This window comes from Micromonospora aurantiaca ATCC 27029, from assembly GCF_000145235.1.
In the GTDB taxonomy this organism is placed as follows: domain Bacteria; phylum Actinomycetota; class Actinomycetes; order Mycobacteriales; family Micromonosporaceae; genus Micromonospora; species Micromonospora aurantiaca.
The window spans coordinates 3,091,452-3,103,020 of the sequence record NC_014391.1 but is presented as its reverse complement, the minus strand read 5'-3'; the positions used below and the strand labels follow the sequence as shown (position 1 = coordinate 3,103,020).

The 11,569-nt window shown below is 73.8% G+C and carries 10 protein-coding genes; 8 read left to right on the top strand and 2 right to left on the bottom strand.

Translation table 11 applies throughout. From position 1 onward, the window contains the following. Positions 1–140 precede the first annotated feature (140 nt). Together MICAU_RS13510 and MICAU_RS13505 are read right to left on the bottom strand one after the other, a co-directional pair. A complete protein-coding gene (locus MICAU_RS13510) occupies positions 141–1,280 on the bottom strand; it encodes a fatty acid desaturase family protein (RefSeq protein WP_013285873.1) in 1,140 nt (379 codons plus the stop codon). A gap of 14 nt (positions 1,281–1,294) precedes the next feature. Further along, positions 1,295–2,386 (bottom strand): ferredoxin reductase, encoded by a 1,092-nt coding sequence (locus MICAU_RS13505; protein ID WP_013285872.1) that lies wholly within the window; start codon positions 2,384–2,386, stop codon positions 1,295–1,297. A gap of 84 nt (positions 2,387–2,470) precedes the next feature. On the opposite strand from MICAU_RS13505, the gene MICAU_RS13500 reads away from it, so the two are divergent. The 8 genes from MICAU_RS13500 to MICAU_RS13465 all read left to right on the top strand — a co-directional run bounded on the left by MICAU_RS13500 (position 2,471) and on the right by MICAU_RS13465 (position 11,566). Continuing rightward, positions 2,471–3,694, top strand: a complete 1,224-nt coding sequence (locus MICAU_RS13500) for a PucR family transcriptional regulator (protein ID WP_013285871.1) — start codon at positions 2,471–2,473, stop codon at positions 3,692–3,694. 106 nt (positions 3,695–3,800) lie between these two features. Beyond that, positions 3,801–4,796: an Acg family FMN-binding oxidoreductase gene (locus MICAU_RS13495; RefSeq protein ID WP_013285870.1), complete on the top strand. Its 996-nt coding sequence runs from the start codon at positions 3,801–3,803 to the stop codon at positions 4,794–4,796. Positions 4,797–4,860: 64 nt separating this feature from the next. After that, complete coding sequence (locus MICAU_RS13490; protein ID WP_013285869.1) at positions 4,861–5,598, top strand: serine/threonine-protein kinase; 738 nt, start codon at positions 4,861–4,863, stop codon at positions 5,596–5,598. Positions 5,599–6,399: 801 nt separating this feature from the next. Continuing rightward, a complete protein-coding gene (locus MICAU_RS13485; RefSeq protein ID WP_013285868.1) occupies positions 6,400–7,713 on the top strand; it encodes a DegT/DnrJ/EryC1/StrS family aminotransferase in 1,314 nt (437 codons plus the stop codon). Further along, positions 7,710–8,894 carry an MFS transporter gene (locus MICAU_RS13480; RefSeq protein ID WP_013285867.1) on the top strand — a complete coding sequence of 395 codons (1,185 nt, stop codon included), beginning with the start codon at positions 7,710–7,712 and terminating at the stop codon, positions 8,892–8,894. Before MICAU_RS13485 ends, MICAU_RS13480 begins: the two co-directional genes overlap by 4 nt. Then, a complete protein-coding gene (locus MICAU_RS13475; protein WP_013285866.1) occupies positions 8,891–9,862 on the top strand; it encodes a sulfotransferase in 972 nt (323 codons plus the stop codon). The genes MICAU_RS13480 and MICAU_RS13475 overlap by 4 nt, the downstream gene beginning before the upstream one ends. A 4-nt stretch (positions 9,863–9,866) precedes the next feature. Further along, positions 9,867–10,697: an SDR family NAD(P)-dependent oxidoreductase gene (locus MICAU_RS13470; RefSeq protein ID WP_013285865.1), complete on the top strand. Its 831-nt coding sequence runs from the start codon at positions 9,867–9,869 to the stop codon at positions 10,695–10,697. A 29-nt stretch (positions 10,698–10,726) separates the two neighbouring features. Further along, the gene (locus MICAU_RS13465) at positions 10,727–11,566 is read left to right on the top strand and encodes a class I SAM-dependent methyltransferase (protein ID WP_013285864.1); all 840 of its coding nucleotides are present in this window, start codon (positions 10,727–10,729) and stop codon (positions 11,564–11,566) included. Positions 11,567–11,569 lie beyond the last annotated feature (3 nt).

Genomic DNA, 11,569 nt, shown 5'->3' with positions numbered 1-11,569 from the left:
GGACGGGCGCGAGTGTACGGGGGCGCGGGACCGTCACAACGGCCGCGAAACCGGCTCTGAGCTGCGGTGACGCCGACTGTGCAGCCGACGGTCAGGTGCCGGCCGGTGGAAGTTCACCGGCCGTGCACCGAGCGGGCGGGTCAGGCCGTACCGGAGGAGGCCAGAGCGGCCGGGGCGACCGGCTGCCGGCTGTCCTTGCGGTTGGGCAGCGACAGGCGGATGACCTTCCACCACGCGGAGGCGACCTGCTTGGGCAGCGGGCCGGTGGTGTAGTGCAGGCCGTACCTGTCGAACAGCGCCCGCACCTGCGGGGCGATCTCCTGGTAGCGGTTGCTGGGCAGGTCGGGGAAGAGGTGGTGCTCGATCTGGTACGACAGGTTGCCGGTCATGATGTGTAGCAGCCGGCTGCCGCTGATGTTGGCCGAGCCGAGCATCTGCCGCAGGTACCACTCGCCGCGGGTCTCGCCGTCGATGGAGGTCTTCTCGAACGTCTCCACGCCGTTGGGGAAGTGCCCGCACATGATCACGGAGTGGCTCCACACGTTGCGCAGCAGGTTCGCGGTGAACGTGGCGGCGAGTGTGGACAGGAACGACGGCCCGGACAGCAGCGGGTGCACCACGTAGTCCTTGAGCACCTGGCGGCGGATCTTGCGTCCGACGGCCCTGGCCTTGGCCCGGAACTTGGGGTCCTTGAGCTTGCGCTGCTTGAGGTGGTCGCCCAGCTCCATGTCGTACGCGGCGATGCCGTACTCGAAGAACGCGGCGTTGAGCAGGTTCCACAGCGGCTGCCCGAGGTGCATCGGGTGCCAGGGCTGGTCCTCGTCCACGCGCATGATGCCGTACCCGAGGTCGTTGTCCTTGCCGACCACGTTGGTGTACCTGTGGTGCAGCTCGTTGTGCGACTGCTTCCACTGGTCGGCCGGGGAGACGTGGTCCCACTCCCAGGTGGTGGAGTGGATCTTCGGGTCACGCATCCAGTCCCACTGGCCGTGCAGGACGTTGTGCCCGATCTCCATGTTCTCCAGGATCTTGGCGACCGTGAGCCCGGCCGTGCCGACGATCCAGGCCGGCGGGAACAGCGAGAACAGCAGCACCGCACGGCTGCTCATCTCCAGTGTCCGCTGGGTCTTGACCACCTTGCGGATGTAGCGGGCGTCCCGCTCCCCCCGGTCGGCGAGGACCCGGTCCCGGATCGCGTCCAGTTCCTTGCCGATGATCTCGATGTCCTCGGCGCTCAGGTGGGCGATCGGGTTGACGGCCTTCTTCTGGATCACGGTCACGTGGGTGGCTCCTGTCAGATATCGATGTCGCAGGTACCGGCGGCGGCCGACACGCACGTCTGGACCAGCACGCCGTCCCCCGGTACGGCAGTGGTGACGTCGCCGTTGCGCAGGTCGCGGACAGCTCCCTGGCGCAGCGGTACGACGCAGCCGAAGCAGATGCCCATCCGGCACCCGGAAGGCATCAGCACTCCGGCGTTCTCCCCCGCGTCGAGCAGTGTGGTGGCGCCGTCGGACTCGACTGTCACGCCCGCCCCGGTGAAGGTCACGGTGCCTCCCTCGCCCGGCGTGATCACCGTCGGGCGGAACCGCTCGGTGTGCAACCGCTCGACGAGATCGTTCGAGGACCAGTACCCCTCGACCGCGTCGAGCATGCCGATCGGCCCGCACGCCCACGCCTCCCGGTCGAGGTGGTCGGGCACCAGGCCGGCCAGTTCGGCGACGTCGAGCAGGCCGTCCGTGTCGGTGTGCCGCTCGATCAGCCGTAGCGCGCCGCGGTCGGCCAGGGCGCGCAGCTCCGTACCGAAGATGACGTCGTCGCGGGTCGGCGCCGAGTGCACGAGCACCACGTCGGCCCGGTCCGCCAGCCCGGAGCGCAGCATCCCCATGACCGGGGTGATGCCGCTGCCCGCGGTGAGGAACAGGACGCGCTCGGGCGTCGCGGCGGGCAGCACGAACTCACCCTGGGCCTGGTCGAGGTGCACGATCGTGCCGGGCCGCAGCCGGCGTACGAGATGGTTGCTGACCTTGCCGTCCGGGATGGCCTTCACGGTGACGGAGATCCGGCCGTCCGCGGCGTCCGGCGGCGAGGTGAGCGAGTACGCGCGCCACTGACGCACCCCGTCGACGTCCACGCCGAGGCGGATGTACTGCCCGGGCGTGTGGCCCTGCCAGGCGCGGCCGGGTTGGATCACCAGCGTGGCCGCGTCCCGGGTCTCCGGGCGTACCGCGACGATCTTGCCGCGCAGCGGGGCGCCCGCGCGCAGCGGCGCGATCAGGTCGAGATAGTCGTCCGGCAGCACCGGCGTGGTGACCGTTCCGGCCAGCCGCAGCAGCCTGTCCCGGAAGGTGACCTTCTGAGGGCGGCGGGAGGCAGTTGTGGTCATATGACCAGCGTGACCGCCCGATCGCATAACATCTTGACCGGCAAAGGTGAAACGGTCGCAGGTTTTTGTTCGGAGGGAACAAACATGACGTCGGAGGCCGGCACGGGGCAGCGCGCCGCGCACCTCAACCTCGACGCCGGGGTGGCGGAGACGCTGCGCGCCCGGCTGCCGATGGTCGCCGAGCGGACGGTCTCCGCGATCACCGCTGAGGTGCCGGACTACTCCGGCGCGCTCACCGGTGCCATGCGGGCGAAGATCGAAAACGCGGTACGCATCGCCCTCGGCACGTTCCTCCAGCTCATCGAGGGTACCCAGGCGTTCGACCCGAGCACTCCCCTGGCCCCGGCGCTGGAGGCGGCGTACGCGCTGGGCAGCGGCGAGGCCCGCTCGGGGCGCAGCATGGACGCGCTGCTGGCCGCGTACCGGGTGGGCGCCCGGGTGGCCTGGCGCGAGGTGTCGACCACGACGGTACGCAGCGGGCTGGCCGCCGAGACGGTGGCCGAGTTCGCCGAGCTGATGTTCGCCTACATCGACGAGCTGTCCGCGGCGAGCGTGGCCGGGCACGCCGACGAACTGGCCAGTGCCGGCCGGATGCGCCGCCGCAGCCTGGAACGGCTCACCCAGCAACTGCTGGCCGGTGAGCCGGAGGAGTCGTTGCGGCGCAGCGCGGAGCGCGCCGACTGGCCGCCGCCGCAGACCCTCACAGTGGTGCTGCTGCCGCGCCGGCACCTGCGTGCGGTGCTGGCGCTGCTCAGCCCGTACACGCTGGAGAGCGGCGAGGACCTGCCCGGCATGAACCCGGTCGAGGAGCTGGCCGTACTGCTGGTGCCGGACATGCACGGCGGCCGGCGCCGCCAGCTCACCCGGCTGCTGCACGGGCACCGGGCGGTGCTCGGCCCGGCCCGGCCCTGGCACCGGGTCGCCGCGTCGTACCAGCGGGCCACCCGAGCGCTCGCGCTCGGCCTCGGCGAGGCGGACGCCGGGCCGGTCGACACCGAGCGCCACCTGGCGACGCTGCTGCTCAGCATGGATCCGGAAGCCCTGGCCGACCTGCGCGCGCAGGCGCTCGCGCCACTGGCCGCGCTGCCCCCGGCCACCGCGCACCGGCTGGCCGAGACGCTGCGGTCGTGGCTGCTGCACCAGGGACGCCGCGACGACGTGGCGGCCGACCTGTACGTGCACCCGCAGACCGTCCGCTACCGGATGGGCAAGCTGCGGGAGCTGTTCGGCGACCGGCTGCACGACCCGGCCACTGTGCTCGACCTGACCATCGCTCTGGCCGTACCTCCGGAGCCGGAGGAGGCGTGACGCCGCGCCGGGGCGCACGGCCCGGTGCGGCCGGGACCTCCGGCCCTGTCCGCCCGCGACGGCGGCGGGCAGGGTCGGAAGGGGACGAGCAACCAGGAGGGCCGCCATGAACAGCTCATCGACCCGCATCGAGCAGGACCCGAGGGTACGGGTGCTGGAGGCGGCCGCCCGGCAGTCCCTGCACGCCCCGTCGGTGTTCAACACCCAGCCCTGGCGCTGGCGGGTCACCGGCGACGCGCTGGAGTTGCGCGCCGACGCGGACCGGCAGCTCGCCCACACCGACCCGGACGGCCGGCTGCTCATGCTGAGCTGCGGCGCCGCCCTGCACCACGCGCGCGTGTCGCTGACGGCGGTCGGCTGGGCGGTCACCGTGGAGCGGCTGCCCGACCCGGGCGACCCGTCGCTGCTGGCCCGGGTGCGTACCACCGGCCCGGCCGACCTGGACGTCCCGGCGGGCCGCCTGGTCGACGCCATTCCGCGCCGCCGCACCGACCGCCGGGCGTACGGGGACCGGCCGGTGCCGGAGGCGGTGCTGGCCCGGCTCGGGGACGCCGTGGAGGCCGAGGGCGCGCACCTGCACGTGGTCCGGCCGGACCAGATGCCGATGCTCGCCGTCTCCACCGGTCGCGCCGCCGACGCGGAGCTGGCCGACCCCGCGTACCGGGAGGAGCTGCACCGCTGGACCCACCGCCCGGAGGGCAGCGGCGACGGGGTGCCCGCCGCCACCGCCGTGCGACCGTCCCCGCGCCGGGTGCCGCTGCGCGACTACGCCCCCGGCGGGGCGGCCGGGCTCAGCGCGGGCGCGGACTTCGACCGGGGCGCGGCGTACCTGATCCTGTTCGGCGAGTCCGACGAGCCGGCAGCCTGGCTGCGCGGCGGCGAGGCGCTGTCGGCGCTGCTGCTCACCGCCACCGCCGAAGGGCTGGCCAGCGCGCCGCTCAGCGACGCCGTGGAGCTGGCCTGGCCGCGCCGGATGATGCGCGACCTGCTCGCCGGCATCGGCGACCCGTACCTGGTGGTGCGCGTCGGCTGGGGCCCGGACGCGGAGCTGCCGCCGGCGCCGCGCCGCGCGCCCGCCGACGTGATCGAGGTGGTGGACTAGCCGCGGTGACCCGGCGCGGTCCGGCGGGCCACCGTCGGCGCGACGGTCGTCGTAGCCTCGACGCGTGTGGGATTTCGACCCGGCCGCCGCGTTCGTGGTCTTCGGCGACCAGGACTCCGGATGCGTCTCCTACGGCGTGGAGTCGGCAGGCCGGCGCTGGTTCGTCAAGCGGGCCGGGACACCCGCGGCGCGAGAGTCGCTGACCCGCGCGCTGGGCCTGCACGCCGCGGTCCGGCACCCGGCAGTGGTCCGGCCCGAGCTGGTCCGCGACGGCACCGACGGCCCGACGCTGGTGTACCCGTGGTGCGACGGCGTCGTGCTCAACCACGCCACAGCCGGCGGCGGCAGCGACCGGAGCGGGCTGGCCCGCTTCCAGCGGCTGCCGGTCGCCGAGGTACGCGCGGCGCTGGACATCATCCTCGACGCCCACCTGGCCGTGAGCGCGGCCGGGTACGTCGCCGTCGACCTGTACGACGGATGCTTCCTCTACGACTTCGACGCCCGCCGGATGCGGCTGATCGACCTGGACGAGTACCGGCCGGGACCGTTCGTGCTCGACTCCGACCGGCTGCCCGGCTCCCGTCGCTACCTGTCGCCGGAGGAGCTGACCCGGGGCGCGACGATCGACGAGCGCACCACGGTCCATGCGCTCGGTCGTACGCTGCACCACCTGCTCGACGCTCCGTCCGGCTGGCGGGGCACGGCCGCCGAGCGCGCGGTCGCCGACCGGGCCGCCCGGTCCGATCCGGCGGAGCGGTACGCCACTGTGTCCGCGTTGGTCCGCGACTGGCGAGCCGCCTGATCCACGCGCCCTCCGACCGGCTTCGGTGCCCCTGGCCGGTCCGGGAGCGTGACTTTCCGTCATGTCGACTCTCACCGGGCGGCAGATCACGCAGGGTGACGGCCTTCTCCTTCGCGACCGGACCGGTTTTTCCACGGCACGCCCCTGACCAGCGGAGACGCCGGAGAGGCCGGCGGCGGCACTCATGCCCCTCCGCGCCCTTTGCTCTGCAGCCGCATACGCGGCAGTGGCCGTGAGTCACCGATGCGTCGATGGCTGCAGAGCAAAGGGCGCGAGGTGAGTCATGCCGGGGAAGCTCCGCCGCTACCGTCGGTGACGGCAGAGCTCGGCGTGGCAAGCCCGACGCGAGCAGGTCCGGCGCGAAGGGGTCCGGCACGAACGAGCCCAGCACGAACAGGTCCGGCACGACCGGAACGCCGAGCCGACGCGATGGGCGCCCCGGGCGGCGGGTCGAACGCGGCCGGGTCGAACGCGGCGTGGCGACGCCGGGGTTCCGCGGCAGGAGGCGCCGGCACAGGCCGACGGATCAGCGGGACGGCAGCGACAATTCCGCATAGTCCACTGTCGGCACGACCCGGCGCCGAACATATTCACGTCTATCTGTTGACGAGTACAGGATCGACGACAATCATTACTATCGCTGGATCGACGTACCATGAATGTCGGATCTGGTGGCATTTCTTACCCCTCGACGGGATCGCGCCGGGACTGCGATTCCGCCGGGCTACCATGCCCGGCGCACGCCCGGCCAATCCTACCGAGATAATAGGAATTGTCGCCGCTCGCCCGAGGAGTCCGCCGGTGGACGGGAACAACGACGCTCCCGCACCGAGCCCGCCGAGGCCGGTGCAGAACGGCTCTGAGCTGCCCGAACAGCTCGCCCTGCACGGCGGACAGCCGGTGCGGCGCACGCCCTGGCCGACGTACGACAAGGGCGCCGTGTTCGTGCACACCGAGGACGAGGACGCGGCTATTCGCGCCGTCCGCAGTCACCTCTACTTCCGATACGACCATCGGCCGCCGAACGAAACCGAATGCGGGCGGTTCGAGGACGAACTGTGTCGCTATTTCGGCACCCGGCACGCGCTGGCCGTTTCCAGCGGGACCGCCGCACTGGCGCTCGCCCTGATGGGCGCCGGAGTGCCGCCGGGATCATTGGTGGCCTGCCCCGGATTCACTTTCGTCGCCACCCCCAGCGCCATTGTCCTGGCCGGTTGCCGGCCATTCCTGGTCGAGGTCGACGACGACCTGCGGATGGACCTCGACGACCTGCGCCGCCGCTGGCACCCCGAGATCCGCGCCGTCATGGTCGTGCACATGCGCGGCTTCGCCGCCGACGTCGAGGCGCTGTCCGCGTTCGCCGCCGAGATGGGCGTGCCGCTCATCGAGGACGCGGTGCCCGCGCTCGGCGCCGAACTCAACGGCCGCAAGCTCGGCACGTTCGGGGCCGCCGGGGCGTTCAGCACCCAGTCCGACAAGGCGCTCAACTGCGGCGAGGGCGGTTTCCTGATCACCGACGACAGCACGCTGTTCGCGCGGGCGGTGGCGCTGTCCGGGGCGTACGAGGGGCGGCTGCGGCGGCACTTCCCGGACGGCGAGCCGCCGCTGACCGGCCTGGACCTGCCGCTGCTGAGCCTGCGGATGGACGAGATCCGGGCGGCACTGCTGCGCGCCGAGCTGACCCGGCTGCCGCAGCGGCTGGCGCTGTTCCACCGCAACTACGCGCACGTCAGCGGCGCCCTGGCCGGGCTGCCCGGCATCGCGGTCCGGCGGCCGGTCGCGCCCGGGGCGTACCTCGGGGAGGCGTTCGTGTTCCGCGTACCAGGCGGCGACGCGGGCTGGTTCGCCCGCGCGCTGCGGGCCGAGGGGATCGACGCCCGCAACATCGGCGCGGACGACGACCTCAACGTCCGGGCGTTCTGGAACTGGCGGTTCCTGTACGACAGCGCCGACCCCGGCGAGATCCGCGCGACGCTGCCACGTACCGCACGGCTGCTGACCGAGACCGTCGACGTGCCGCTGTCGTCCAACCTCACGCCCGGGGACTGCGACGACCTGGTCCGCGCGGTCCGCAAGGTGGCCGTCGCCCGTGAGACAGCCCTGGTCGGGTCGTGACCGGCGCGCAGGCCCCCGCCCGGCCCCTGCCTCGGCTCGCGCTCGCCGGGCTGCTCGGCGGACTGTTCACCGGCTACCTCGGACTGACAGCGGTGATCCCGGTGCTGCCCGGATTCCTGCGGGAACGGCACGACGCCGGCGACCTGACAGTCGGCGTGGTGGTCACGGTGACCGCGGTGACCGCGCTGCTGGTCCGGCCGGTCGCGGGCGCGCTCGCCGACCGGCACGGCCATCGGACGGTGATGCTGGCCGGGGCGCTCGTGGTGGCCGGTGGCGGCCTGCTCTACCTGGCCCCGCTGAGCGTGCCCGCGCTGGTCGCGGTCCGGCTGCTGCTCGGTGCCGGTGAGGCGGCGCTGTTCACCGCCGGTGCGGTGTGGATCGTGCAGCTCGCCCCGCACGAGCGGCGCGGCCAGCTCATCGGCCTGTACGGGGTGAGCATGTGGGGCGGCATCTCCGCCGGCACGTTCCTCGGCGCGACAGTGCAGCAGGCCGGCTATCCGGCGGTGTGGCTGCTCAGCGCGGTCGCCCCGGCGGTCGGCGCGGCGCTCGTCGCGCTGGTGCCCGCGCCGGCGCGTACCGCACCCGCGGCAAAGGGTGCCGGGCTGCTGCTGCGCCCGGCGCTGCTGCCCGGCATCGCGCTCACCTTCGGCGCCGCCGGGTACGCGGGTCTTGCCGCGTTCGTCGTGCTGCACCTGGACGCCCGGGGCATCGGCCACGGCGTGGTGGTGCTGAGCTGCTTCAGCGCCGTGTACGCCGGCACCCGCCTGGTCATCGGTCACCTGCCGGACCGGCTCGGCCCGCGCCGGGTGGCCGCCTGGTGCGGCGTCGGCGAGGCGGTCGGGCTGCTGGTCATCGCCGTCGCGCCGAACCTGCCGGTGGCGGTGGCCGGCAGCGTGGTGATGGGCGTCGGGTTCTCCCTGCTGCACCCGTCGCTGGCGCTGATGGTGATGAACCGCACCGACCCGGCGCGGCAGGGCGCGGCGATCGGGGCGTACACCTCGTTCTGGGATCTGGGCCTGGCGGTGTGGGGGCCGGCGACCGGCCTGGTCGCGGCCGGTCTCGGCTATCCGGCGGTGTTCGTCGCGGGCGCGGCCGGCGCGGCCGTCGCCGCCGCGATGGCGCTGCGCATCGGCCGGCCGGCGCCCGCGCCCGCCCAGGCGGCGGAGGTACGCGCGGCATGAGCCCACCGGTGACCGTCCTGAGCGTCAACGGCTGGTGCCGCAACGGCAGCACCATCATCGGCAACGTCCTCGGCGAGGTGCCCGGTGTGGTGCACGTCGGTGAGCTGCACTTCCTGTGGAAGAACTCGACCGGGCGCGGGGTGAACGACAGGTGCGGCTGCGGCGCCGCGCTGACCGCGTGTCCGCTGTGGTCGGCGGTGCTGCCGCTGGGCCGCCCGGCCGGGATGCCGGCGGACGCGCACGCCGCCGAGGTGATCCGGCGGCAACGCGCCCGGCTGCGGACCCGGCACACGTGGCGGGTGCTGCGCCGGGGCGCGTACGACGCGGACACCCGTGCGCACGCGGACCTGCTCGGCGCGGTCTACCGGGAGGTGGCCGCGCGCACCGGCGCCCGGGTCATCGTGGACAGCACCAAGATCCCCGGCGAGTCGGCGTTGCTGCCGCACGTGCCGGGCGTCGAGGCGTACTGGCTGCACCTGGTGCGCGACCCGCGTGCGGTGGCGCACTCGTGGCGGGAGCCGAAGGAGTACGTCTACGCGATGTCGGCGGCGCGCAGCACCGCGTACTGGCACGGGTTCAACCTCGCGTCGGCGGCGATCAACAGGCGGTACCCGGACCGGTCGGCGTTCCTGCGCTACGAGGACTTCACCGCCGACCCGGCCGGGACGATCGGCGCCCTGCTGCAGCTGGTGGGCGTGGACCCGGCGGCCAACCCGGTACGGGACCGGACCGTCGAGCTGCGCGGCAACCACACCGTCACCGGCAACCCGGACCGGTTCCGGACCGGGCCGACCGTCATCCGGGACCGCGACGACGGGTGGCGGCGCACGCTCACCGGCCGGCAGCGGCTCGCGGTGGCGGCGCTGGCCTGGCCGCTGTCCACCCGGTACGGCTACCGGTCCGGCGGGCCGGACGGCGACCCGGCGTACCCCGGCGCGGCGGCCCGCGTCGGCGAGACGGAGAGGTGAGGACGTGGATCTGGGGCTCAAGGGCCGGGTGGCGCTCGTCGCCGGCGGCACCAGCGGCATCGGGCTGGCCTGCGCGAGGGAGTTCGCCGCGGAGGGCGCGCACGTGGCGGTCTGCGGGCGTGACCCGCAGCGGCTGGCCGCCGCCGAACGGGAGCTGACGGCGGTGGCGTCCGGCCGGGTCAGCGCGACCGGCGTGGACCTCACCGACACCGGCGCCGCCGCCCGCTGGGTGGACCGGGTCGCCGAGGAGCTGGGCGGGGTGGACGTGCTGCTGGTCAGCGGCGGCAGCCCGCCCGTGGGCACCGCCACCGGGTTCGGCACGGACGACTACCGGGCGGCTGTGGACCGGGTGCTGCTGCCGGCGGTAGCGGTGTCGATGGCCGCGCTGCCGCACATGCGCGCTGCGGGCTGGGGCCGGCTGCTGCTGGTGGCCTCCGAGACCGCCTGCGTGCCGATCGGCCCGCTCGTGCTGTCCGGGGTGACCCGGGCGGCGCTGGTCCGCTTCGCCCAGGGCCTCGCCGTCGACGTGGGCCGCGACGGCATCACCGTGAACGTGCTCGCGCCCGGCGGGGTGCGGACGCCGCCGATGGAACGCGCCGCGGCCCGGCTCGCGGGCGCGGACGGCGACGTCGAGGCGCGGCTGGCCGCGATGGGCCACCACAGCGCCGTCGGGCGGCTGGCCCGGCCCGAGGAGGTCGCCGCGGTGGCCGCGTTCCTGGCCGGCGAACGCGCGTCGTACGTGACCGCCGGGGTGCACCTGATCGACGGCGGCGCCGCCGCCACCGGCCCCGACCTGCCCCACCTCACCGGCGTCCGCAAGGACACCTACGCCTGACCCACCGACCGCCGCACAAGGGAGTGCCCATGTCCACGACCAGCCGGTTCACCGAGCGGGACGTCTCCGAGTTCTTCGACCAGACCACGCAGACGTACCTCAGCTTCTGGGACAGCGAGGGCGTGCTGCACACCGGCTACTTCGCCGGGGAGGACGACACCGACTACCACGCGGCGGCCGACCGGACCTCCGACATCCTGGCCGCGGACGCCGGGATCGACGCGTCGTCGAACGTGCTCGACGTGGGCTGCGGCTGCGGCAACTTCCTGCTGCGCCTGGCCGCCCGTACCGGATGCCGGGGCGAGGGGCTGGACCTGAGCATCGAGCGGGTGCGCTTCGCCGAGCAGCGGCGCGCCGAGCGGGGCGCCTCGCTTCCGGTGTCGTTCCGGCACGGCTCGGCCACCGCCCTGCCGTACGACGACGGCACGTTCACGCACGTGGTCAGCCAGGACGCGCTGTTCCTGGTGCCGGACAAGCCGCGCAGCCACGCCGAGATGTTCCGGGTGCTCGCCCCCGGCGGGGTGCTCGCGGTGTCCGACTTCCTCCAGCCCACCGAGCGGATCGGCGAGGCGGCCCGCTGGCACGTCTACGACCGGGTGCGCTGGAACGACGGCTACTCGCTCGACGGCTACCGCCGGGCGCTGACCGAGGCCGGGTTCGTGGACGTGGTCGCGCGCAGTCTCGACGCGCACATCAGGCAGACGTACCGGGTGCTGGGCCGTACCGCCCGAGAGCGCGCGGAGACGACGGCGGACGAGGCGGCGCGGACCTGGATCCTCGGCTTCGCCGACTCGTGCGACGAGATCCAGGCGGCGATCGACAGGGGCGAGTTCGGCTGGGGCATGTTCGTCGCCCGCAAGCCGGCCTGAGGG